Genomic DNA, 24,515 nt, shown 5'->3' with positions numbered 1-24,515 from the left:
ACCACATCCGACGGGCGGGCAGGTAGTCGCACCGCCGGTACGGCCTCCGGCGGACGAGGCGGGCCGAGCGTTCTCCCGCAACGTCAGGACACCAGGCGGTGGTGTCCGTCCAGGGCTGCCGTGTTCCCCGGTGAACCATGCCGGCGAGCACACCCGGCGGCCGTCACCGGGCCAGAGGTTGACGACCGCGGCCTTGGACGCGGCGATGTGTTCCTGCAACACTCGGACACTCCCAGAACGTCATCGAAGTGCATTGTGGACAGAACTCGGTTACGCTCCGTGCAGAGCGCGACATCCTGTCCGCTTCTCCGGAGGGCAGACCGACGGATTCCGCTCTACCGCTGCTGGCGCGGGTCGAGCACTCCTTGCAGTTCGGCGCGCACCGGTTCCCAAGGATCGCCGTCGGCGGGGTTCCCGACCGACTCCAGCGGCGTCTCCACCGGTGACGACGGCTCGAGTTCCATGTGCCAGGCGACGTGTTTGGCGGTGTCGATCACCCAGGCGCCGCACCGGTCGCAGGCGTGCCCCGCGGGCGCCGCCACCTGGTCCTGCGCTTTGACCTCGAGACTGCCCTCTTTGCGCTGGCGGTACGACTCCGCGGCGATCCAGAGCGGCTTCCATGACTCGTTGACCAGGGTGTCGGGCACACCGAACTCGCGGGCCAGCGCGTGCACCATCGTCCAGGTGGCGGGCATCTTGCCAGCCAGAACCTTCGAGACCGTCGAGACGCTGTAGCCGACGTTCTTGCCGATCTGCCGCATCGGCGGTTTGCCGGCGGCCAGACGTGCCTCCGTCAACCGCTTAGCCAGCTCAGGAGCGGCCGCCTGCTGATCGAGCAGGCGCGCCCGGGCATAGATCAGCTCCTGATCCGAGGGCAGCGCCAACTGCAGCACGATCTGCTGATCCCCGCCGTTGGTCAGCGCGGCCAGCGGCCCGGCGGGCGGTGGCGCCGACCGACCCCACCGCCGCCCGCGGCTGACGCTCTCCGGTTCCCGGTCTGCCGAACCGTCATGTTGCCTCGGCTGGCGGGCGCTCACCGCTCGTGATCCGACGCTGCCAGACGGTGCGCCGACGGCATCGCCAACGACGTGACGGTCTCGGCCGCAGGCAACGCGACGGTGGCCGCGGGGCAGGCGCCACCGGCCGCGGCCCGGCGGTCCGCGCGCTGTGGCAGACCGATCATCGCGACGAAGATGACGAGAACGACGACGCGCCACCGAGCGCGCCGGTCCGCCCACCTGAAGACAGGGGGAACCGATCGCATTCTTTGACCCCAATCAATGTGGATCTTCAAAGTGGTCCTGGGCCTATTCAGGCGCAGATACGCGACACGATCCCGGTGGTGGGCGGGCGTCGTCGCCGCGCGAACCCATCTTGCCCCACACCGCACGGTTCGCAAAGAGCGGTCGAGACATGCGCACCGATGCGCAACCTTTCGCCGCGCGGCGAACCGGAAGCGTTGATCGTGAATAATGCTCACACTCGCTGTGGGCTACGGAACACCGTGGCGGGAAACGGTAAAGGGGCTGAACCACGAAACGGCAATCTCCGTGTCGTGGCAGCCCCTCGACCATCCCGAAAGGATTGCCACCACAGCGACCCTCCGGGCCTTACCATTTCCGATGCCGGCCCAGGACCAACTCGACCCAGCGATCGGGGGAAACGACATCGCCTCCCGATGTGTCGTCACCCTACTCGGACACAGATATCGACACCAGGTCAATCGCACAGTGTGTCCGCCGGGCACTGCCCTGCTGCCCTGCTGCACGCAGGACCAACGAGAGCGTGCCGGTTGAGACACCCCCGACGCCACCCTCACGCAACTTCGCTGCGCGCTCGACCCGTGTCGTGGCCCGGCCGGCCACCGCCACCTGCGCCGTCGCGAAACCGCGCCCGTGATGCTGCGCAAACTTTCGCAACATCGCGACCTGCCGCCGCAAATCATCTCGATGTGAGACTATCGCCGTCCTTTAGTCCGTGAGAGTGAACGGTGGGTCGGCGTCGGACAAAGTGACACACGCCAAAGCCGCATCATCGTCGACCTTGGAACATGGAGCGGGAATCTCTATCCCGCGATTCTCGCACCGGTCCGCCGCGCGGCTATTGATGAATCCAGTCCGTCGGTGAGGCGCCGGAGTAAGTTCTGCAATAGGCGCCCGACAGGAAAGCGAGCGAGCGCTGACAGGGGTAATGGTACGACCGCCTGTTCGTGGTCTTTCTCTCCGTGAAGTGCGTTGTAATGCCGATCGGCGTCCGGCGATTTATGTGGGCCGGAGATGCCCGCGGCCGGTACACGAGGTCGGGAATGAACCACTCCTAACGTGCTAAACGGACTTCTTGGGAGATTCGCTCTTGTTTCGGGGTGGAGTGGGCTGTCGTGTTTGGTGTTGTGTTGTGTTCGGTGTTGACGGTTGTGTTGGCCGGCGGTCACCTGAATGGTGATGCTGTCGGGTCGGGTGACAGTCCTGGTGGTGCCGCTCCCAGCTGGTTGTCGCTGGGCCGCGGGCCTGGTGACCGGGCGTTTCCCGGTGACGGCAGGGTTATCGGTGTGCCATGAGCCGCCTCGCGCGGTGGACGGTGATCACGGGCAGGCATTCGAGCGCAGCAGCGGCCGCGTCGAAACCGAACCGGACGAGCCTCGGTGGGTCGTGTTTCACGCCGGCGCCGGCCGTTCTGGTCCGATACGGCCGCTGTTGGATCCGGCGGCCGCCGGTGTGCTCTGTCAACGATACGGCCGGGCGCCGTGCAGGCCGTCACCCCTGGTGCCGGAGGTGGACCGGCGAGCGCGCGCCCAGGGCGGGCCTGTCCGGTAGGTCGGCCTGCCTGGTAGGCCGGGTTGGGTGTGGCCGTTCACCATGTGTCCGGTAACTGGGCTGCGCCCCTCACCGGCGTGCGGCGTGGCTCCCGACCGTCCGGCGCGACATCACGTCGTGGCGTTACAGTCAGGAGAACGGCAGTCGTATCGCGTTCGACGAGATCTGCCCGGTGGCCCGATCAAAGTAGTCGTCGGTTCTGGTGGTGCTCTGCCGTTCGAGCTTGCCTTCGGCATCGGCGCTCTGCGAGCTGGTCAAACCGTAGATCCTGCCGTGACGGACGTACTTCGCTTCGGCGTCCGGGGGAATCGTGATCTCGAACTCCTGGCTGGCGCCGGTCAGCTTCCGGCGGGGAAAGTAGTCGATGTTGCCGTCGCCCCAGTTCGTCTCGACGATGAACCAGTACGTCAGGCCTGGTTGGGGCTGGCCCGATGCGTCGGCGGTCACTGCGACGGTGTCCGCATTGACGGCGGTGGAACTGAGCCGGTAGCTGAGGTCCTCGGCCGGAGGTCTGTCGGCGGGGGCAGGCGCGTGGGGTGGGGAGGCGGTAGCTGCCGGTGAGCGGGTGCCGGGCACCGTGGCGGGCGAGGTGATGGCCGGTTTCGTTTCGCTGGCGGCCATGGACGGTGTTGGACCGGTCGCCACGCTCGGGGACGGGCTCGACACCGTGGAAGCGCCCTGAGTCACGTTGATCTGCCAGTCGAGGTAGGCGATGAGTGCGCTGATCATGCCGACGATGAGGGCGATGAAGGTGATGACACCGACGACCGTCTGGTTGCCGAAGACTCCCAGATCGACGCGACGGCGGCGGGGTGTGCCCTGCGGGGCCGGGGAGACGCTGATGGTCACACCTCCGAGATCGAGTGCTCGTGCTTCTCCATCATCGACGGTCCTGGCAAGTATGGAAGGACACGGTGGCCGGCCGGGGGCGGCTGCGCTCGTCGGTGCCGGTCGTGACACCTCACGACCGGCAGAGCGACGTCATCGGCGGATCCGGTCCCACAGCCGGGCCAGCAGCGCCGAGATCCATCGGCGCCTGCCAGGCACGGAAGGCGCCGCCGGGGCGATGTGATCGCCGAGGCCGGTGGGCACGTGTACGACCGGTCGTCCCTGGCCGGCGGTGGCGCCGGGGCGGTGCGGGACCCACTGGACACGGTCGTTGCGGATCCAGTAGTGCGACCGGCAGGTGAGGTTCCCGTTGCCGATCGACGGTTGCAACGACACCGTCCGACCGTCGAACAGCAGGGTCCACCCGCCGGGGCTCAGCGGGGTGACGACCTCGGTGCCGCATCCGCAGGCGCACCGGTGCAGGGCGGTGGCGTACGGGATGGACACGTACACGACACCATCGTCGAGGTGCTCGGGGGCCGCGTCGACGAAGCGGTGCTCGAGGACGGTTCGGCGGGTCACGTCGTGTCCTGGGTGACGAGGGAGTTCACGGCGATCGCGTAGACGCTGTGCTGTTCACCGCCGAGGTCGTTGTAGAAGCCACGGAGCTTCTTCCACTTGATCACGGCCTGGGCGGCGTTGAACGCGTTGAGCTCGGCGATCTGGATGTTGCTGCCGTAGTCGTCGGCGGCGGCGTCATCGAAGGGGATCAGCCGCTGCTGCCAGATGTGATCACGCTGAGCCGGGACGCTGGTGGTGGTCCGCAGGTGCCCGGCGACCTGATGGTCGTCGGTGAGGTAGAGGCCCATGCCGACGTCGATGAACCCGACGCCGAAGCGTTCCAGCGCCTGGACCAGATGCCGTTTCGGGCCGCCCTGGTCCAGGCAGAGGAACACGAACGACATGCCGTCGAGCTCGCCCACGTTGTTTTCGTCGAGGAAGTACGGGTGCGCGACGATGCCGTCGCGCAGGCCCGCGTACATCTGGGCGTAGTGGTCGACCTTCTTCGGCCGGGCCTGCAACTGCTGCAGCGTCACCGCGCCCGGGGACCGGAACGCGTTGTGTTGCAGCAGGTCGTCGCCGTCGAACAGGTGGATCTGCTCGATCGGGGCTTTGGTCAGCAGATCGAGCAGATAGGAGCCGGAGCCGCCGAGCCCGACGATCGCGATCCGGTCGGTGGCGAGTCTCGCGTTCGCCGCGGTGATACCGGCCCGGCTGGTCGCCGTGTCGAGATACCGGAACACCGAACCGGTCCCGGCGGCGGTGACGACCCGGTAGGTCCGGGCGGTCGCGTCAGGGTCGACGGCGGCGGCGTGAGTGGCCAGCATGGCGATGTAGGCGGTCATCAGCTCGTGGTAGTCCGCGTAGCCGGTGTCGGGTTTGCTGGAGAACATGAAGGTGACGGTCAGGTCCGGTGTGATCTGCTCGTGGACCGGGCTGTTGATGACCTTCGTCAGCGGCTGGCCGTCGGCGTTGCACGGCTGCTCGCCGGCGAACCGGACGACGTGGGTGTGCGGCCGGACGGTGGTGTCACCGGCGAGCGTGAGCTCGGCGACCAGGACGCCGAGCTTCACCTGCCGGTTCGCGGTGAGATAGGGCACGTGGGAGAGCACGAGGTGAGCGCCGACGACGGCGATCTCGTAGCCCTCGTCACGCAGCCGGCGCAGGTCCGGGCTACGAGCGACGAGTGCGGGTGACATCGAAGATCGTTCCGTCCTTGATGGTGACCGTGCCGCCTTCGCTCAGGGTGCCCTCGCGGCGTGCGCCGGCGGCGCGGTGGTAGGTGACGGTGAACGTCACGTCCGCGTCCGTGCCGTCGCCGAAGGCGAGGGCGACGATCTGCGTGAACGTGAGTTCCCGGTCGTCGACGTGCTTCGGGCGGGAGTTGACGATGATGGTGTAGCGGCGCCCCGTGGGGCGCTCGTCCACGGCGGTGGCCGTGTCGGGTTCGGACATGACGGTTGCCTTTCGTTTCCGGGCCGGGAGGCCGTTCACCACCTCCGCGGCCTGCTGTCGCAGGGGTATGACGGCGGACCGAGCCGCCGTGTCCGATCATCGCGGTGACGTTTTTCGGACGCCGCCTGGAGCCTGCTCTGATCTGTGCCGCCCCGGGCCTGCGGGGCCGGCGACACGCCGGTGGGTACGGGGGTGGCGGGCGGTGACCCGGCTGGCCATGGTCCGTATGCTTCATGTCGCGTTTACTGATGGCCGTCGGGCCGGCAGGTAGGAGTAGCCCACGATGACGTGGCCTAACATGCAGCTTTTCCAGCCCTATCTCGGCCTGGTGACGAAGTTGCCCCGCGACAGCTACGACGAACGGGACCCGCACGAGGGCCGCCCGACCGTCGTGATCAGAGTGCTCCGGGCCGAACGGAAGGTCATCGTCGTCACCCGCACCAGCCAGTTGCAGAACAAGCGTGCCGGCGACATCTACCACGACGCCGACCCGGCCCTGCCGTGCTGCACCGAACCCGGTCTGTGGCAGCCGCGCCGGTTCTACCGGGTGCCGTTCGCCGTCTACGACGACCCGGAGCTCGGTGTGTTCGCCAAGATGGACGAGAAACTGCTCGCCCGCATCACCGAAGCCTGGGAGGGGCTGGCATGAGCGCATGGGAGGAACTGCGCCGCGACGGCGCGTTCGGTACCGAGGCCACCGTCGAGCTGTACCGGTGTGTGCGTGCGGTGGCCCGGGCCGGGAACTTCCCGCCGCCGGATGGTCACCACCGGTGGGACCTGGACGCGATCATGGAGACCGCCCACGAGGTTTTCGCCGATTCCCGTGGACCACAGCGCCTGGTGGAACTCGCAGTCAAGGCCTACGACGACGACAGCCTGCGCCGCCTGCTGGAGCAGGTGGTCCGTAACTTCCTGCGGGACAAGGCCCGGACGACGGTGAAGGGACGGCTGATCCGGCGGCTGCGGGAAGTCCTCGGCGACGACCGCCGGTTCGCCGTCGTTGCCGCCGGCCGGCCCGGTGGCGGCCGCAACATCGAACTGACCGACGGCACCACGCCGGGAGTCTGGAACGGCCGGGCCAGTGACCTGGTCACCGCCGCGTACAAGGTCACCGACGTCACCGTGGTGCGGTGGCGTGCCGACGCCCGCCGCGAGTCGCCGATCGCCGATGCCACGACCCTGGCCACGGTCTGCGAGGCGGTGCTGCGGGCAGCCGGCGCGTCCCTGCCGGTCGCCGACCTCGCCGACGCCGTCGCCGCCCGCTTCGCCGTCGGCCCAGCACCGGTGATCACCCCGGTCGATGACGTCGACCCGTGGATGCCGGCCGTGAACCCGGTCGCCCAGGCCCAGACCGCGACGGAGATCCGCGACGCCGCGGACCGGCTACTCGCCCAGCTCACCCCCCGCGAGAGGCTCGTGCTGGCCCACCTGGACCTGCCGGTCCGTCAACTCGCCGAGCACACCGGTCTCGGCAAGAGCGTCACCGCGCAGGTCGCCGCCCGGGTCAAGGAGATCATCGTCCAGGTCATCGGCACCGAGGAACATCGCACCGAGGTCCTCGACCTGGCACGAACCCTCGCGACCGGGCCGACCGGCGACTAGCCACGCCACTGCCCGGAAAAGATCAGCCAATAGGGTGGCTGACGGTAGCCGATCGGGCCGGACAACTACCGTCGGTGCGCCGTTCTTATCTTGGTAGACAGCCAGATGGAGTTAGGCATGAGAGTTCGAGACGTTGCCTGCGGGAGGACAGACGCATGGTGAATCATCGACCCTTGAGTTCGCTACAGCGCCAGACCGGCAGCCGCCCGACCGGTGCGCGCCGATGATCGGCGACCCCGCTGCCGACCCCGGTCCGGCCGCGTACCCCGACATCCACCTGCACCCGCCGGTCTCCCTGGCCAGTGCGCACCTGCTCGACGGCGACCTGCTGGCCCCGACCGTTGCGGGCAGCAAACACCTAGTCGAGTGCGGCTGGTGCCAGCAACGTCAGCAGGCCGCCGACCGTCATCACGGCGATGACCTCGACGACGCCGCGTTCCTGCAGGCGGCCCGCCACCGCGCCATGACAGCAGGAGCCGCCGTGCTCGGCCCGCTCACCCGGCTCACCCCCGCACTGCACGAACTGACCCGCGACACCGACGTACGCGAACCGGTCACCGTCGGGCAACTGTGGCGGCTGCGCCGCGAGCAGGCCACCGAACTCGCCGTGATCGTCGCTGTCGACCAGTGGTGGGTGACCGTCGCGCCGGTGACCACCGATCTCGCCGCCGCCGACGAGTTCAGCCTGCTGCTGCCCGCATCGGCCACCCCACTGAATGTGGCGCTGGCAGTCTGCGTGAGCCTGGACTGCACCGTGCCGATGCTCGTGCTCGACACCCTCATCGCCCCGGCAGGCCGGCCCGGCCTTACGCAGCAGATGCCGGCACCCCAGACACTGCGCGACGTCTGGCGGGCCTGGCGCCGCGGTGAGCCCACCCCGGCCGGCCCGGTCTACGGCACCGCCCTGGACGAGGGAGACCTGGACCGGCGGGAACTGCGCGACGCCGTCGCCACCGGCTTCGCCCCGCTGATCGGCGCCAGCGCGGCCATCCCCGGATCGGACCCGCTGAGCGAGGTGACACCACTGGCCCAGCGGGTCCGCGACCGGGGACTGCGACCATCACAGATGGCCCGGGAGACCGGACTGCCGATGGAGGTGTTCACCCGCATCGGCAGAGACGGCCGCGTCACCCCAAACGAAGCCGGTCAACTCGCACCCCTGCTCGGCCTCGACCGGACCACCGTGCTCGCCGCGAACCCACCCCTGGACGACGATCTGATCACCGAAGTCAGCCAGCCCGGCTACCGTCGCGGGTTACGGCGGCTCGCCGCCGCAACGTGTTCCACCGAAGACGACCAGCGGTGGCTGATGGCGCAGACCGTCGCCCCGATCGCCTCCCGGACCGTCACCGGCCGCGACCCCGAACCGGCGGCGGTCAACCCGTGGACCGACAAGGTCCAGGACTACCTACGGGCCAAACTCGCCGAACTCGACGACCAGCCGTGACCGGCGCCACCCACCGCTCCCGCAGCCAGCTGATCGACGAGCTGGTGCCCAGCATGCTGGCACACCTCGACAGCATCGGCGTCGACCTGCAGGAACTGGCCGCTAACCCGGCCGCTGTCGTGGTCACCGTCGACGACCTCGTCCTCGGCTGGATCGAACCCGGCGACGCCGGGCCCGGATGCTCGGTCGCCGCGATGTACAGCGCGACAGAGGTCCCGCCGCGGATCTCCGTCGTGCGTGACGCCTCACCGGGCCGGCGGGCGTTCTCGGTGCTCCACGAGTTCGGCCACCACCTGTGCACCCGGATCGAGGCGATCGCCGACGCTTTCTGGGACCTGCCCGACAACGGCAAAAGCGTCGAGGAGGACCTCGCCGACGCGTTCGCTGCACAGGTCCTGCTCCCCGACGCCACCGTCGACACCGTCCTCGCCGACGGTGTCGACGCCCGGGCGGTCCTGCGGCTGTGGCAGGCCACCTCCGCCTCCCGCGAAGCGTGCTGCGTCGCCGCCGCCCAGCGGCTACCCGCACCCGGCTACGTCATGCTGCTGCGCCCCGACGCAACCAGCCAGTTCACCGCCCGACACGGCGACGCCGTACCCATCGCCCGCGGCAGCAGACAGACCGCGGCCAGACTGCAGCCGGCGCTGCGCGGCGGCACCGCCCGCGGCTCCGGTCGCCCCACCCTGCCCGGTGGGGTACAGACCGCCCAAATGTATCTGGACGCGGCCACCGCCGACGGCTACACCGTCGCCGTCTGGGTGACCGACTCACCCGCCTGGGACGCCCTGCCCGCCCCACTGGACACCAGGCCCGTCGGTAACAGCGGCTACTGCGGCGGCTGCGCGCGAGAGTTCACTACCTGGAAACCGTCCTGCCGGACCTGCGCCGAACCGCACTGCCCCGACTGCGGGACCTGCGACTGCGAACCAGGGACGACCGGCCGGCCGGTGACCGAACGCCGGTGTGACCGCTGCTTCACCACCCTTCCCCTGGCGGCTTTCGACGGTGACGCCACCGTCTGCAACGAGCACTGAGGACCGTCCCGACGCCGGGAAACTACCGGCTGGCCGTGCACCGGACCAGCCTGTGCCGACTACCGAGGGCGGTACGGATGCTGCTGCAACTGGCCCATGATGTAATCCCGGGCCTCCGGGTATTGCTCCCAGGCCAGCCCGCGAACGGCGTTTGCCTCACCTGGCCGGAACTCGTTGACCCGCTGGAGGAAGTCCACGATGGCGTCGGCCGCGGCCTTCTGAGCGGCCGGGCCGATGTGCCGTGCGGTCTCCGCGTGCCCGGCATCGCGGCCCTGCCGGTGACCACGACGGCGACCCATCAGGTAACCGCCCAAGCCGCCCAGCAGAAGGGAAACGACAACGGCGAGGACAAGCTCTCCCATGACGACACCGTACTGGCGCCGAACCTTGATCGATACGATCCCGGCAGGCATCACCGAGCGGCCGAACCTTGCCAGATGTGTCCGTTGATGAGGCTCTGCGGAAGTCCCCCAGGGCTGATCGGTGAAAGCCCCCGCCTGGTGGCTTGAGCTTGTCGGTCCTTTTCGCCGTTGATTGGCCCCGTTTCGTAGCGTGAGCTGAGGTTTGTGTCTGCTCAGGCGGCCGGGCCGTGGTCTTCTGCCGCATGCCGCGGCGGGCCTCATCGTCTCCGCTGAGCAGTGGCCGCAGGTACGCCCTGTCGTCTCGCACGGTGGGGCTGTGATGTTTCTCCGGCACCCGTGATTCTGTCCCGCTGCCGCGCTACCAACCGGTCTGGAGGGCGTTGGTGACGCTTGGGTGGGCGTCACGGTCGAGGCCACCACGAACGCTGCGGAACCGCAGCGGATGCGGCGGGCCCCCGAACCGGGGCCGGGGGGCGAGTTTCCCGTCGGGGCGGCGGTGTGGGTCGTCGAGGCGGTCGATGAGACCGTATGCGGTGAGGGCCCGGTGATGTTCGTAAACGTCCCGGCTGATCGCGTAGACATCCGCTTTGACACTGTCGGCGGCGTAGATACCGGCGGTCCCGTGCACCTGTTCCAGGTCCAGGATCATCAGATACACCAGGATCTCGGCGGGCAGCAGAACATGAACCCAGCCATGGACAAAGAATGCGGCCGGCAGGCGCAGCAGATCACCGTCGGCTGCCGCCACCCGGTGCGGGATCACGTACCCGGTCCGGCCCCGCAGCCCACCGCCGGATTCGTCGAGCAGCGTGAACTGTTCGTAGCGTGCCGGCATGCCGGGACGGCGCAGTTCGACGAGACGAACACGTTCCAGGGCGGTCAGTGCCCGCTGCACCTGCCGCAGCATGTCAGCGCCCGGAACGGCTGCCGGAAGCAAATCGGTCCAGCCCAGTTCGGTGCCGGTTCCCGACAACGGTCGGGTGTTACGGACCCGGGCGCCGGCCGGACGCCGCGACTGCGCGTCGAACAACGCGGTCAGATACAGGCTCATACCCCATCCCCGAGGGCTCACCAGCCGCGATGCCGGGCTCGGGGTACCGGACGCCGACCGGGTGATCAGCGTGTGCCGGACAGCCACGCTGCCCACCACCCGGCCGCCGTCGGCATAAACCTTCTGCAGCCGCTCCCGGGCCACCCGGTACGCGGTGGCTGCCCGTCGTAAACGCCGGGCCCGTCGTAGGTGTCGTTCCCGGTCTCTGACGGCTGCCACGGAACCTCCGAACACGACAGTCGACCGGGAACCCGACGGTTCCCGAAACCGATTGGCCCGCACAAATATAGACACTGGCACGCCTGCACCTCTATGGTGCGGTTCGGTTTCGGATGTTCTCTCAGCTCAGGTGCGGTAGAGGTGAGGGTGAGGCCAGTGCGGGCCAATCGGTGAACTCGGATCATGGACTGTCGGCGTCCTGTTCGTGATCGTTGTCGTATCGCGTCCGGTCAGTGGCGCAGAGACAACGGAGGGGGATCAGTGCAGGAGTCTTCGCTGGCGGCGGTGTGGATCGCGATCGTGATGCTGGCCGCGGCCTTCATTGGCGGTATCGGTGGCCTGCTGTCGTGGCTGCAGGCGGGCAGTGTGCCGCAGGCGTTACTCGTCGCCGGTGGTGCCGCCGGTGGCGTCATGGCGCTGGCGGTGGGTGCGGCGGCGTTGTTCCGGCGGCCAAGCCGGTAGGTGACAATCTCCGGTCCGGCGGCTGCCCCGACCGCCCACCGGCCTGTGCCGGGCTGTGCCTCGCCGGGCCCATCCCGGCCCGCTGGACCGGTGAAGAAGCATCACCGGAACCCGGATGCTGTCGCCTCATCCGGGTCCTACTGTCGACTGCGTGACGGCTTGCCGGAAGTCCGTACGCTGGTCATAGGACTGCCACGGTGTGTGGTGGCGGACGTGCTCCGTCGCGACGGGAGAGCACCATGACATCGATGGATGACCTTGGGCGTGATGTCCGGGCCGGGATCGTGCAGATCGATGCGATGATTCACCAGTTGTGGGCCGCTGAGCAGCGTGTCGCTGCCGCCGAGGGTCTGGCATCAGAGCAGCACAGGGTCCTGGCCGGTCACCGTGACGTCGTGGGTTCGCTCACCTCGCTGATTGCGGGGCTGCTGGACGCCCGCCGGGGTCTCAACTGGTACCTCGCCGATGTGGGTTTGGAACCCGCGTCGCAGCTGCGGTGTGACGGCACCATCGGTGCCGGTATGCGGGTCCGGGTGATCCTGGCGAGCTCGGTGGGCCCGGTTGACGGCGTGTGTGAGGCCGTGGCCTACCTCGGTGCCTGTGTCCTGCCTGATCCGCCCGGAGGCGGCCAGCAAAGACAGGGAACGGCCGATACGGGGGTGTCGTACTGCGAGGCGTTGGCGATCGTGGCCGACGTGCTCGCCACGGTCGCCGACGTGGTCAACGGCCCGGCCAGCCTGGCGGTGCAGCACGTCGCCGAGCGGATCCAGCAGCCGTTCTGGGCGACCGGGGTGGACGTCGCGATGGCCGTGGCCGGTGCCACGGTGAAGGGGAAGACCTCCGCGGAGACCGTCGGCCCGCTCGTGTCACAACAGTTGCTCGGCGTTCTACCGGACGTGGTGACGCCTGGCCTCGGTGAGCTCAAACTGATGGCTGCGTTGTTCCGGGCCGCGGGCGTCATCGCCTGTATGGCTGCTGGGAGGCTGCGGCAGTGTCCGTGTCTGCCGCCGTTGCTGTCGAACGTCGGCACCACGACTGCCGGGCTGGCCGACGGTGACGGTTAGGCCGCTGCGGCGGTCTGTGCCGGGTGAAGCGGTGACCGGAAGCGTATTGCTGGGATGAACGCCTCCGGTCACCGCGCACGAGCGTACCGACGTCCTGCTCCGGGAGCCGGGTGATCCGGGCGCGGGAATGTCGGTGTCGCTGTCGGGTCCGGTCAGGTTTGGGGCTGTCTGCCGCGTGGTGACGGGGTGGGGCCCGGTCTGCCGGCCGGCCGGGGTGCTGTGGGGCGGGGCGGTGCGGGGCGAGGGAGTTGGTGCAGGTCGTTGATGGCGGCGACGACGACGTTCCAGGCGATCCGGACGGTGTCGTCCTCGATGGTGTACTGCTGGGTCCACTGTTTCTTCGGGTGGATGAGGTTGCGGTGGTTGCGTAGGACCTTGAGGTAGTCGATGAGGTCCTGCCCGATCCAGCGTTGCCGTTCCGCGAGGCGGATCAGTTCGTCGAGGTGATCGCTGGGGCGGGGGCCGGTGGTGTGCCGGGCGAGGGCGACGTCGTAGAGGACGCCTTCGAGGGTGCTGCCGAGCATGATGACGGCGGCGAGGCAGGCACCGGACTGCCAGCAGGTGTGGGCCTCGGCGAGACGGTGGCGTAGCTGTTGCCCGAACCGGGGGTCGCTGACGATGGTGGTCAGGTCGGCGGTGAGCTCGACCGGGGTGCGCATGGCGGGCCGGTTCATGCTGGGCGCCTGGGTGATCAGTTCCGGTCGGCTACCGGTGTAGACGATCTGATAGCCGTCGAGGGCGAGCAGGGTGTTGAGTTCGGTGACCACAGCGATGCGGTCGTCGTCGTTCTCGAGGTATTCGCGGGGGTCGGCCAAGCGCAGCAGGAGCCGGTGCAGGCCGTCGGAATCACGGCGGTGCTGGCGCAGCAGGTCGGTGACCCAGTCGCGGCGGCCACCGTCGACGTCGCCGACACGTCGCCAGCCGGCGGTCTCGAACAATGTCTTGATCTGCCAGCCGGTCCGGTAGACGGGGCTGTCGTCGCCGCCACAGATGATGCCGGCGAGCTGTTCGAGGAGTTTGTCGTCGAGTTCGACGTGGATGTCGTCGCCTGTGGCGGTCACGGTTCGGTTCCTTCGTCGTCGGTGTCGGTGTCGACGGGCAGGGTGACGGGTGTCCAGGGGCTGTCGGTGGGCTCTGTGGCGGTGTGCGGGTGGATGCCGTGGTCGTGCAGGTGCTGCCACAGGGTGGTGAGTTCACGGTCGGGGTCGAACTCGAACTCGCTTTCGCGGATCCGGACGACGTTCCAGCCCATCCGGCGTAGTTCCCGGTCGCGGCGGGCGTCGGCGGCGGTGTCGCCGGGGGAGGTGTGCCACTGGTGGCCGTCGCATTCGACGGCGACACGGCTGCCGTCGCCGACCACGACGAGGTCGAGGATGCGTGATCCGACCGGGAACTGCGGTACCACCGTGTACCCGCGTTCTTTGATCGTACGGAAGACGCGTTGTTCGAACAGTGACTCGAACGGGTCGGTCGGTGCGGTGTCGCTGACCTCGTTCAGGTCGGGGGAGCGGCCGTACACCGGCGGCGGCCGGTGCATGTAGTCGATCAGGGAACCGCGCAGGTCGCCGGGTTTGCAGGCGCCGGGCGCGATCGAGGTGAACAGCCACATCTGGTCTTTGGCGCGGCTGGCGGCGACGTTGCAGAACTGTTTGAACTGGGTGCTGTTGCGGGTGACCCGGGTTTCGGTGCCGACGGTGCTGAGGAACACGACGTCACGCTCGTCGCCCTGAAAGTTCGGTGGGGTACCGACCCGGATCCGGCGTTCGACGCGGACCTGGGCTGGGACCGCGGCGTTGATCTCGTGTTCGAGCAGCCGGATCTGCCCGGTGCCCTGCAACACGACGACACCGAAGGTCTTGCCGTTGTAGACGGGATCGGCCAGGCAGGCCAGGAGCTGGTCGACGAGGCGTCGGGCTTCGACCGGGTTGCGGATCGCTGCGTCCCGACGTTCGGCGAACCCGCCCTCGACGTGGACGACGTGCAGTGGTTGCAGGCTTCCGGCCCGGCGCTCCCGTAGCGGCACGAGGGCGCTGGTCCCGGCGCCGTCGTCGTAGAACTGCTGCGACGACCAGGTGATGATCTCCGGCACGCAGCGGAAGTGCTCGCGCAGCCGCACCACGGCGTCTTTACCGGCGCGGCTGGTCAGCAGCCCGTACAGGTTCGTCTTCGGGGTGAATCCGAGCCGGATCTCGGTTTCGATCTCGCCGAGGTGCTCACGGAGCCCGTCGAAGATCTGGTCGAGGCTGCGGCCCATGCGGACCGGGCCGGGGGTGCACTGCTGGTCGTCGCCGACGACGATGACCCGTGGCGCCATCCAGAGCAGAAACAGGTGTTCCAAGCCGACCTGGCTGGCCTCGTCGACGATGATCACGTCGAACGCGTCCGGCCGGGCGGGAATGTTGTCCAGCAGGTTCGGCAGGGGCACGACCCACACCGGGACGGCGCCTTTGGCTTTCTCCATGGCGGCGCGGGCGGCTTGTCTGAAGTCGCGGGCCTTGCGGCCCCCGCCAGCGCCGGCGTTGGTGTGGTGTTCGCGGTAGCTGCGCAGCGCGCGGGCGTGGGTGTCACTCATCCGGGCCAGACAGGCATACAGGGCCTCGGCGGCCGCGAGTTGGGCGGTGAGACGGTTGATGGTGTCGTCGATCTGGTCGTATTCGGCGACCAGTTCGCGTTCCCGGTCGGTGTTGCGGAGTTCGGTGAGGAACTGGCGGGTCTTCGACCACGCCCACGCGGCCGGCAGGTCGGCGAGCTGGTCCGGCCACTGCGGCTGATGCCAGGACTGTTCGAGCAGGTCGGCCAGGCCGGTGTGCCCGGCCCGCAGCACGCCGAGCAGGTGCCGGCATCGGACAGCGTCGTCCTGGTCGGTGCGGGCGCCGGCGAGGGCGTCCAGACCGGCCCGGTAGCCGTCGACGTCGCGGTCACCGATGGCCCGCAGCAGGTCGGTCAGCTCCGGGCACGCCGCGTCATCGATGGCCCACTGCCGGACCCGCGCGTACAGGTCGTTGACCCGCCGGCGGGCCTGGTGCAGCGTGACGTGGCGCCGGGCGGCCGGAACGGCCTGGGCCACCCGCACCAGATGCGTCAGCGAGGACAGGTCCCAGCGGATGTTGTGCCGGGCCAGCTGGGCGACGATCGCCTGCTGGGTATCGGCCAGGGTGAGCACGTGGCCGAGGAGCCGGTCGGCGTCGTGCAGGTGCGACAGCCGGCGTGCGAGGGAGCCGTCCGGGATCTCGACCCGCACGTCGGCCCACTTGCCGGCCAGCTGGGTGACAGCGTCCTCGGCCCGCAGGTGGTCGAGAACGGCGTCCAGTTGCTCGACGGTGGCCGGTGGCTGCCCGTCGACGATGACGAGACCGAGCAGCGGCTGCGCGCGTTTCTGCGCCGCCGACGGCAGCACCCGGCGGAGTTTCCCACCGCCGTCGAGGTAGGCGCGCAGAGCGGCGCCGTCGGCGAGCATGCCCCGGACGGTGCCGGAGCCGAGGCTGGACAACGGCCGGCGAAGCTCGACGACGGCACCGACCCCGCGGGCCTGCAGCGACTGCTGCATCTGCCCGGCAGTGCCGCGGATCTCGGTCAGGTGCCCCCACAGACCGGTATGCCGGCCTGCCAGGTGCTGCGCGACGGCCAGTCCCAGCCACCGCCGGCCCTCGGGCGGGCGCAGATGGTCGTCGAACCGGAGCCGCTCCAGGGCGGTGTGAACGGCACCGGCCAGCGCCTCCAACTCGGCCAGGGCCTCGGCTCCGGCGGCCGCCAGGGGCTGGACCAGCGGATCGTCATCGGCGTCGGCGGTCGTCTGCGCCAGATGTTCGGCACGCACGCTCTCGGCCAGCACCGCCGGAGACGGTAGATCCGCCCCGGCCGGGATCCGTTGCCGCAGCCGCTGCCGGCGGGCCGGGCTGTCACCGGCCAGCAGCCGCAGCAACGCCAGCGCCTCCGCCGCCGGCAGCGGCGGCTGGTCCGGCCCATCGGCCCGCACGGCCGGCATCCACCCGTACCGGGGCCGCCCCTGATTGACCTGCCGGACCAGCTGGCCCGGGGTGCCCACGTAGAAGTCGGTCGTGAAACCAGGCACCACCGGACCGGCGACGGTGTACTCCACCTGCCGCAGCGCCTGGATCTGCTCGTTCAGCTCGGCCCGCCGGCCCTGCAATGCCAGCCGTTGTTCCGCGAGAGCCGTGATCGTCTGCGGCAGCCGGGCCGATCCGGGGTCGGCGATCGCCGCCGACAACGCGTCCAACCCCTGCCGCAACTCGGTCGCGGTGTCCTTGCTGCCACCGGCGAGCAGCACACACAACCGGCGCAGCTCCGGCGGGATCTTCTCCCGCAGCACCCGCAGCGCCTGATCCTTCTGACTGGTCACCAGCACCCGCTGGCCCCGGGCCATCAACGCCGACACCAGATTCGCGATGGTGTGCGTCTTACCGGTGCCGGGCGGCCCCTGCACCACCACCCCGGTCTCGGTGCGCAGCAGATCCATGACCCGGCGCTGCTCGTCGTTGGTCGGCAACGGGAACAGCGGGTCGGCGCCCAAGAGGTCACCGGAGACGGCGCCCTGCCGGGTCAGCCATTGCCTGCGCTGGTCCGGTTCGGTGTCGGTCACCAGCTGCGCCAGCGACACCGGGACCTGCGCGCCGGGCAGCCGCAGCAAGGCCGCGATCTGCTTGTAGGTCTCGGCGAGCAGCGTCCGGCTGCGCGGGCGTACCAACAGCGCCGGTGACGGTGTCAGCACCGGCACTCCCGGCAACGGTCCCTCGACCCCGGTGACGTGGGCGGGTGTGTCGACGGTCGTGTCCAGGACGAAACCCAGCCATGCGGTCAGCCGTGCCAGCAGCCGCGGATCGAACGCGGGCAGATCCTGGTCGAGGATCTCTTCGCGTTGCCTGCGACCCCGGTCCGCGATGAAACCGTCCAGATCGCCGAGCAGTTGGCGTTCCTCCAGGCGGCGTCGGCCGGACACGACCACGACGGTGATCTCTGCAGTGGCCCGGTCCAGCCGCGGAACCACGGTCTCGACCAGTAGATGACGGCGCAGTGCCTCACCGTCCGGGGTCTGCCAGCGCAGCAGACCGGTGCCCAGCACCATCTCGAACTCGTCGTCTTGCTGCTCGAGCAGTTTCGCGGCCTGCTCGAGCATCTCGTACAGATTCCGGTGCTGCTGCACCTGCCGTTGCTGATCCGACCATTGCGTCCAGGCGGCCAGCCAGCGCCGGAACGTCTGCACCACGCTCTCTGGCGGGGCGGCGCGCTGCGCTGCCGGATCCGTCGCCGGTCCTGCGGCGACCAACCGTGGTGGTGGTCCCAGGTAGGTGCGCATCTCGTCGGGTTCCAGCCAACCGGACAGCCCCGGCGGCGCCGATGGCTCCGCTGTCAGCTGCCGCGGCCGTACCCGCAACACGACACCGTCGGCGGCACCGACCGTCAGTCGTATCCCGGCGGGCAGCCGGTCCAGCCAGACCACCGGATCAGGGGCCTTCGGCCCGCCATCCAGGATGTCGACGATCGGATCTCTCTCCGCCGCTGCGGTGACGTCGGCCAGGAAGTCCATCAGTCTGGTGGTCCTGCGCAACGCGTCTTGTTCTACTCCCACTGCTGCATCCACCTCCATGTCGTCCGGAAGGCAGCAGACCAGACTGCCAACACTCAACAGGTCGTCACAAGCAGTGTTCGCGCCATGCGAGATGAGTGAATGTTTGGAGAGTGGATGACAAGGCAGCGGCACGGTGGCCCCGCACCGCAGAAAAGACAGATACCGTCCGGGCAGCGTCGGACGGGGTCACGAGCCGACGGCCCGAACCCGAGCACGGCTGGTGCAACCGAACCGACCGTTCCTCAGTGTGTTGGCCGTGGTTGGCCGTACTGGTCCCGACTGGTGTCGGCGGCCTCGCGAACGGTCTTCGAGGCCGGGAGTAGCCGGTTGCTGGTCGAGCGCTGGCGTGTCTTGTCCACGGGTGTGGTGCGCGCTGTCTCGGCCAGGCCGGACTGTTCCCTCACGTCCACGGGTGGGGGTGCGGTCTGGCCGGTAGTTTCCCGGTCACGATCCTCTGGTCGTGTCCTGGTGACACCTGGCCGACGCCGTGCCTTGTGCCCGTGGGCGCGTCGTGCGATCACCACCGCGGCGGCATGATGCCTACTCGCGGTGGGGGTCCTGTGGTTGAGGTGGGGGTGCCAGTGTTGGCCGCCCCAGCGGGAGGTGTAGGCGGGGTCGACGGCGACCACCGCGATCCCGGTGGTGTAGGCCATCCCGGTCAGGCGTTCCCGGAACTTCGCAGTGGGGATGCCGGCGACGGTGCGGCGGAATCGTCTGCCGCGGGCACCGCGGCCCATGGTTTCGCGGCCGGTGTGACCGGCATCGGTGAAGCCGAGGTTCTCGATCCCGATCGCCGAACACCCGTGGGCTTTCGCCTGGCGCAGGACCTCGCCGATCGCGGCGCGCAGGCGGCCGTCACGTTGCGACGCCGGGCCGGTCATCTCGAGGGGGATGGTGATCGGGGCGCCGACGGGGTTGCCGTGCCCGTCGATGACATATGCGGCGAGATGATCGGCGTTCAGGTCGATGCCCAGCATCCGGCCGCCCGCAAGAGCGTCCAGACCGACGGCTTGGGTGGGAGCGGACCAGCTGGCGTCCAGGTACCAGCGTCCGCGGTCGGGGTCGGGGTCGAAGCTGATGTCGTACCGCACGGACTGATCAGCTGATACCCGGTCGGCCCATTCGCTGGCCCGGTGGGTGAAGGTGACCTGTCCGGCCAGGACGTATCGTCCGCGTGGGGCGTTGGCGAGGTGTTTGAACCGGGCTGGCAGAGCGATCGCCACTGTGCCGTCGGGTGAGACGCTGATCGTGTAGTTGCCGTGCGGGGCGCCGGTCTCGCCGTCGGCGGTCAGGAATATTCGGGCCGCGTCCCACCGCTGCCGCCAGGTGTCCGGGGTGAGCCCGGCCGCGGCCAGGTGGTGCCGGGTTGTCATCAGACGCCGCCCGCCCACGACGATCGCTGGGCGCCCGACGTCCACACGCGTCTGTGCTGTGGCGAGTCGTGCGGCGAGGATGTGCCGTCGTTGTTGTTTCGCGGCGCGCTCGCGGTGGCTGCCGTAGCCGGGCACCCGCCCGGCGCGTCCACCGACCGGGGCAGCGATGCGGGCGTCCAAGACCGTGACCGCCCGGGTCAGGCCGGTGACGTCGGCCTTCAGCGCGCGCATGCCGAGTTGGTACTGGTTCTCGGCGGTACGGGTGATCGTGCCTGCCCACCGCGACGTGGTGACCGCGGTCAGCTCCCGCTTACGCACGGTGCGCTGAGTGTCCTTGGCGGAAACGTTCCCGAGCCGGACACGAGCCGCGAGATCAGCCCGGTACAGACCACCGAGAAACTCGCCGACCAGCCGCAACATGACAGCTTCGGCGCGATCCGGGCGCAGCCGGGTCCGGATCCGGGCACCGGCAGGCGGCGCGGCCACGAACGGTGCCGCGAGGACCCGCAACGCTCTCCTGCGCCGTCTCACCGCCACACATCGAATCGTACAAGTGTCCCAACACGCCAGGGATCCGCGGGCACGACCCTTTTGATTGCCGCCCACGACCTCTCGTACAACACCCCAGAACGGCAGGACCAACCGGCCAGCGATCCCGCCCCGAACCTCGCCACGCGACCACGAGCGAGCAGACAGGACACCCTCGACACGCCCCGCCACCGTCGGTGACCAACCGTGTCCAACAAATCAATCAGCAGATGTCGACCCGAGCGCGGCCCCATCCCTGTGGCCCACGCGGGTTCGCCGGGCGGCACCAGACCTGAGCCGGCGACAGGTCGCGGCGGCGGTGTCGTGTCCGCCACCGCACGGCGGGTGCGGTTCGGGAACGTCAGATGCCGGGAATGTGCTCCATCAACCGGCGGCTTACGGCGTCGAAGGCCGCGAGCGCGTCGTCGACGTGGCTGCCGACCTGCCAATCGCATCCCCAGGCGAAGGGATCCTGCACCGGCGTCTGGCAGTTCCACGTCGTGAAGTAGTTCAGCGGTCTGCCCGCGAAATGCCGTCGAGCGCCGCCCTCATCGCTTCACCGAGAGCATGAGTCCCGTGACGCATCGCCGCCTGATCGACTGGGACCTGCGAATGATGTGCCCGAGCCGTCGATCTCGACCCAGATCAAACCGTCGTCGGACCGGCCGCTACTGAGGTTGCCGAGCCGGGCGGCAGGCTCTTGGCTCAATACACCGGTCGCCATACGCACCGGTCGCCATGAACCGTTAGCCTCCTGGGCTCCCGTCAATACGCTGAGGACACCCATCACATCTGCGCGGCCCTGAGCGGAGCCGTACACGTCATCGCACCCGTCTTGCTCGCCCTCGGCACGATCGGTGCCCTCAGCCGATTAGCCTGTGCTGGTGTCCCGGATGTTTACCTTCTCTACCGCTCGTGAGCTGCTGCAGGGCCGATCCACCGCGGTGTTGCAGGGTATCGATCGGCTCCTCGGCGTTGCGATTCTGGCTGCCGGACCCCTAAGCCTGGTCGCGGGGAACCCGTGGACGCTCGCCGCGTGGGGTTGGGTGGATCAGAAGAATGAACTGCTCGCCCGGCTGAATGACATGGTGAGCAGCGGCCGTGACCGGCTCGGCCGGGCCACCGGCCGCCAACGCCACGAGTTGCTCGGTGCCACCCATGCCGTGCTGGTGATCGCCTCGTTCTTCGCGGCACTGCGCACCGAGCTCGGCCCTGTGGTCGATGAGCTGGCCCTCGACGAGACTGACAAGGTCCGCCTGGTCACCGGCGACGATTCCGGAGGCGGCTACCGTTCGGCGGTGGAGTACCTGTTCGGTGCCGAGATTCCGGTGCCGTGGGCCGGGCAGGGCTTCACCGAGAACACCGAACGGGACATCACCGCGTTCTACACCGACCTGGCTGACCGGACCATCGGCTTCTGCGTCGGGTTGGCCGCCTGGCCCACCCAACTGGAACACGCCCCGGGTTTGACCCGCCGACTGGTGAGTGCCGCTCTGGACCGTTACCGCGCCGAGTATGCCGCTCTCATCGTCGACGTTCCCGAGTTCGAGATCTGGGCCATGCTGGGCGAGCACCATGCCACGCATACCTCGCTTGCCCGCCTCGAGGAGCTGGTCGCCCGTCTGTCCAGCGTCAGCGGCGAGCAGAACGACGAGATCCGCCGGATCCTGGCGGACCTGAACCGGCAGGTGCTGGACCTCCCGATGGCCGAACTCGGTGACACCGACGGTCTGACCGCGGTGACGTTTCCCCGGATCCGCGACGGCTACGTCGAGCCGAGGTTCCGCTGGGCGGTCATGGGCCGGACGTCACAGCCGAGCCGGGAAGACTGGTGGTCCATGCAGGCTGCCGGCAGCGACCTGGCCACCTTCCTCGCCGCGTATTTCGCCTCCATCGAGGCGACCGAGCTGCCGCTGGTGATCCTCGGCCATCCCGGCGCCGGCAAGAGCCTGCTCACCAAGGTCTGCACGGCCCGGCTGTCGGCGGCCGGAAGCGATGCGTTCGTCCCGATACGGATCCCGCTGCGCGATGTCCCGGACCCCGCGGCCAGCATCTACCACCAGATCGACTCGGTCTTGCAGGCCGGCACCCACGGGCGGGTGCCGTGGCAACAGCTGTGTGCTGCGGGCGCGGACCGGACCCGTGTGGTGTTCCTCGACGGCCTCGATGAGCTGATGCAGGCCAGCGGTGCCACCGAGTCCCGGTATCTGCGCAACGTCATGGAGTTTCAGCGGGTCGAAGCGAGTACCAGTGGACCGGTCGCCGTCGTGGTCACCTCACGCACCGTGGTCGCGGATCTGGCCGCGATCCCGCCCGGCTGCCTGGTCATCAGGTTGGAGGAGTTCGCCGACGAACAGGTCGAGTCCTGGGCGCGGGTGTGGAATCGGGCGAACACCGCTGGAATCGAGGACGGCACGCTTCGCCGGATCGATCCGGCGAGCCTGCTGGCATACGGCGAGCTGGCCCGGCAGCCACTACTGCTGCTTCTGATGGCCACGGTCGCCACTGAGAAGCCGCTGCCCGCTGTACACCAGCCGGCCCGGCTGTACCGTGAGCTCCTGGACGACTTCGTCCGCCGCGAGCTCGACAAACCAGACGTCGCCGTTCCCAGCCTCACCCAGAGCGCCCGGCACGAAGCGGAGCTGTGGAAACTCGGCCTGGTCGCGTTCGGCATGGTCAACCGCGGCCAGCAGCACCTGCACGAGCGGGACCTGCACCACGACCTCCTCGCCCTGCACGGCCCGACCAGACCCGGACCGGCCCGCGCTAACGGCCGTGACCTGAGCCCGGTCCTCGAACCCGCCCGGCGCCTACTCGGCCGGTTCTTCTTCGTGCACACCGCCGAGGCCGACGGCGGCGCGGCCGGGCGCAGCTACGAGTTCCTGCACGCCACCTTCGCCGACTACCTGATCGCCCACCACCTGGTCGAGCAGTTACGGCAGCTATACGCGGCGTATGCCCGTCCTGCCTCCCAGCAGTGGGACGACGACCTGCTGTTCGCGTTGTTGTCACACCGGGTGCTGGCCACCACCGGCTCGCGCAGCATCGACTTCTTCGCCGAGGAAGCGGCCGCCGAGCCCGGTATCGCCTGGGTGCTCGAACAACTGGTCAAGGGCGCGCAGGAACGCTGGAACCGGGGCCGTTTCGACCGGTACGACCCGTCCGGTGGCACCTACCTGCACCGGATGGCGGCCTACACCGCCAACCTCGTCCTGCTCCGGATCGCATGCTCGGACGGGCCAGTCGACCTGGACTACCTGTGTCCGGACGGTGCTCAGACCACCGTTTGGTGGCCCGCGCTGGTCGGCCTGTGGCGCGCCGTGTTACCGGCATCGGACCTGGCTGCGGTGACCGCCCGGGCCGGACTCACCGATGAGTCGCCGGCCCGTCTGCACCACGCGTCGCACCGTGGCACCACCGACCTGCAGCTCGACCTGCTCGCCGGCGACCGGCCGACCGCGCTGAACCGGGCAGCGGGCTCGGCATTCCTCGGCGACACGCTCATCCTGGCGGGGGTTCCGATCGCCTCGATCCCTGAGCTCGCACAATGGCTGGGATCACATGCGACGGCCAGCCGCATCACGGCCGGCGCGCTGCGTACCGCATGGAACGAGCTACGCGACCAGATTCCGGCCCCGCTGGTCGGTCCGATCCTGGCCACCGCGGCCCGGGCCGCGCCCGCCCTCGCCTACGACGAGGTGCTTGACCTTGTGCGCTGGGCCCGTGACTTCGCCGCGAACGATAGGAGGGTCCGCCTGCCGAGCACCGCTCTGATGTTCTTAATCGCCCGTCATTCACGACTCGTCCAGGACATCCCGGAGCTGATCCCGCAGTTCAGCGGTTCCAACCTGGAGGATCCCGACTACCGGATTCTGGGTCTGGCCAGCCTGACCGACGACGAGAACGGCGCACGGTTACGGGCGTGTTTCCCGGACGGGTTCTTCGATCTGGTCGGCGTGTCGTCCGCGGGTCGAGCGGCCGCCGCACTGAGCGCCTCCGCCGCCCAGTGGGCCTTGCCCGGCCTGGCCGCGATGCTGGCCGACGACCGTCCGTGACGGCGGCGGCCCCTTCCACCGCGGAACCCTGTTGCGGCGGAAACGGCCGTGGCGAGCGCGCTCCCGTCGTGTCG

At 69.1% G+C, this 24,515-nt stretch carries 18 protein-coding genes; 7 read left to right on the top strand and 11 right to left on the bottom strand.

What is annotated here, in order from left to right; all coding sequences use genetic code 11:
- Positions 1-335: 335 nt before the first annotated feature.
- The 6 genes from AB0E94_RS22585 to AB0E94_RS22560 form a co-directional block, all read right to left on the bottom strand.
- Positions 336-1,037, bottom strand: a complete 702-nt coding sequence (locus AB0E94_RS22585) for a helix-turn-helix transcriptional regulator (RefSeq protein ID WP_360329081.1) — start codon at positions 1,035-1,037, stop codon at positions 336-338.
- Positions 1,034-1,183 carry a hypothetical protein gene (locus AB0E94_RS22580; protein ID WP_360329079.1) on the bottom strand — a complete coding sequence of 50 codons (150 nt, stop codon included), beginning with the start codon at positions 1,181-1,183 and terminating at the stop codon, positions 1,034-1,036. The genes AB0E94_RS22585 and AB0E94_RS22580 overlap by 4 nt, the downstream gene beginning before the upstream one ends.
- Positions 1,184-2,942: 1,759 nt before the next feature.
- Positions 2,943-3,662, bottom strand: a complete 720-nt coding sequence (locus AB0E94_RS22575) for a hypothetical protein (RefSeq protein WP_360329077.1) — start codon at positions 3,660-3,662, stop codon at positions 2,943-2,945.
- 132 nt (positions 3,663-3,794) lie between these two features.
- A complete protein-coding gene (locus AB0E94_RS22570; RefSeq protein WP_360329075.1) occupies positions 3,795-4,223 on the bottom strand; it encodes a DUF6527 family protein in 429 nt (142 codons plus the stop codon).
- On the bottom strand, positions 4,220-5,401 hold the full coding sequence (locus AB0E94_RS22565) for a ThiF family adenylyltransferase (protein WP_360329073.1): 1,182 nt from the start codon (positions 5,399-5,401) through the stop codon (positions 4,220-4,222). Before AB0E94_RS22565 ends, AB0E94_RS22570 begins: the two co-directional genes overlap by 4 nt.
- Positions 5,376-5,657, bottom strand: coding sequence for a multiubiquitin domain-containing protein (locus tag AB0E94_RS22560; RefSeq protein ID WP_360329071.1), 282 nt, complete (start codon positions 5,655-5,657; stop codon positions 5,376-5,378). The genes AB0E94_RS22565 and AB0E94_RS22560 overlap by 26 nt, the downstream gene beginning before the upstream one ends.
- Before the next feature lie 283 nt (positions 5,658-5,940).
- On the opposite strand from AB0E94_RS22560, the gene AB0E94_RS22555 reads away from it, so the two are divergent.
- The 4 genes from AB0E94_RS22555 to AB0E94_RS22540 all read left to right on the top strand — a co-directional run bounded on the left by AB0E94_RS22555 (position 5,941) and on the right by AB0E94_RS22540 (position 9,740).
- Positions 5,941-6,306: a hypothetical protein gene (locus tag AB0E94_RS22555; RefSeq protein ID WP_360329069.1), complete on the top strand. Its 366-nt coding sequence runs from the start codon at positions 5,941-5,943 to the stop codon at positions 6,304-6,306.
- Complete coding sequence (locus AB0E94_RS22550; protein WP_360329067.1) at positions 6,303-7,259, top strand: hypothetical protein; 957 nt, start codon at positions 6,303-6,305, stop codon at positions 7,257-7,259. The genes AB0E94_RS22555 and AB0E94_RS22550 overlap by 4 nt, the downstream gene beginning before the upstream one ends.
- A gap of 223 nt (positions 7,260-7,482) precedes the next feature.
- Positions 7,483-8,706, top strand: coding sequence for a hypothetical protein (locus AB0E94_RS22545; RefSeq protein ID WP_360329065.1), 1,224 nt, complete (start codon positions 7,483-7,485; stop codon positions 8,704-8,706).
- Positions 8,703-9,740 carry an ImmA/IrrE family metallo-endopeptidase gene (locus AB0E94_RS22540; protein WP_360329063.1) on the top strand — a complete coding sequence of 346 codons (1,038 nt, stop codon included), beginning with the start codon at positions 8,703-8,705 and terminating at the stop codon, positions 9,738-9,740. Before AB0E94_RS22545 ends, AB0E94_RS22540 begins: the two co-directional genes overlap by 4 nt.
- A gap of 59 nt (positions 9,741-9,799) precedes the next feature.
- Here the strand turns inward: AB0E94_RS22540 and AB0E94_RS22535 are convergent, their stop codons facing one another.
- Positions 9,800-10,102: a hypothetical protein gene (locus AB0E94_RS22535; protein WP_360329061.1), complete on the bottom strand. Its 303-nt coding sequence runs from the start codon at positions 10,100-10,102 to the stop codon at positions 9,800-9,802.
- A gap of 358 nt (positions 10,103-10,460) precedes the next feature.
- Complete coding sequence (locus AB0E94_RS22530; RefSeq protein WP_360329060.1) at positions 10,461-11,153, bottom strand: hypothetical protein; 693 nt, start codon at positions 11,151-11,153, stop codon at positions 10,461-10,463.
- Positions 11,154-11,657: 504 nt separating this feature from the next.
- On the opposite strand from AB0E94_RS22530, the gene AB0E94_RS22525 reads away from it, so the two are divergent.
- Both AB0E94_RS22525 and AB0E94_RS22520 read left to right on the top strand, forming a co-directional pair.
- The gene (locus AB0E94_RS22525) at positions 11,658-11,834 is read left to right on the top strand and encodes a hypothetical protein (RefSeq protein WP_360329058.1); all 177 of its coding nucleotides are present in this window, start codon (positions 11,658-11,660) and stop codon (positions 11,832-11,834) included.
- A gap of 248 nt (positions 11,835-12,082) precedes the next feature.
- Complete coding sequence (locus AB0E94_RS22520; RefSeq protein WP_360329056.1) at positions 12,083-12,898, top strand: hypothetical protein; 816 nt, start codon at positions 12,083-12,085, stop codon at positions 12,896-12,898.
- 152 nt (positions 12,899-13,050) lie between these two features.
- On the opposite strand, the gene AB0E94_RS22515 is transcribed toward AB0E94_RS22520, so the two are convergent.
- From AB0E94_RS22515 to AB0E94_RS22505, 3 genes are all read right to left on the bottom strand, one after another.
- Positions 13,051-13,959, bottom strand: coding sequence for a hypothetical protein (locus AB0E94_RS22515; protein ID WP_360329054.1), 909 nt, complete (start codon positions 13,957-13,959; stop codon positions 13,051-13,053).
- Positions 13,956-18,485, bottom strand: a complete 4,530-nt coding sequence (locus AB0E94_RS22510; RefSeq protein ID WP_360329052.1) for an AAA domain-containing protein — start codon at positions 18,483-18,485, stop codon at positions 13,956-13,958. The genes AB0E94_RS22515 and AB0E94_RS22510 overlap by 4 nt, the downstream gene beginning before the upstream one ends.
- Positions 18,486-18,727: 242 nt before the next feature.
- Positions 18,728-20,395: a hypothetical protein gene (locus tag AB0E94_RS22505; RefSeq protein ID WP_360329051.1), complete on the bottom strand. Its 1,668-nt coding sequence runs from the start codon at positions 20,393-20,395 to the stop codon at positions 18,728-18,730.
- A gap of 1,037 nt (positions 20,396-21,432) precedes the next feature.
- Here AB0E94_RS22505 and AB0E94_RS22500 point away from each other — a divergent pair.
- Positions 21,433-24,441: a hypothetical protein gene (locus AB0E94_RS22500; protein WP_360329049.1), complete on the top strand. Its 3,009-nt coding sequence runs from the start codon at positions 21,433-21,435 to the stop codon at positions 24,439-24,441.
- Positions 24,442-24,515: the final 74 nt, after the last annotated feature.

The organism is Actinoplanes sp. NPDC026670, from assembly GCF_040638175.1.
GTDB lineage: Bacteria > Actinomycetota > Actinomycetes > Mycobacteriales > Micromonosporaceae > Actinoplanes.
The sequence above is the reverse complement of the archived record's forward strand: the minus strand, read 5'-3'. Positions and strand labels throughout refer to the sequence as shown.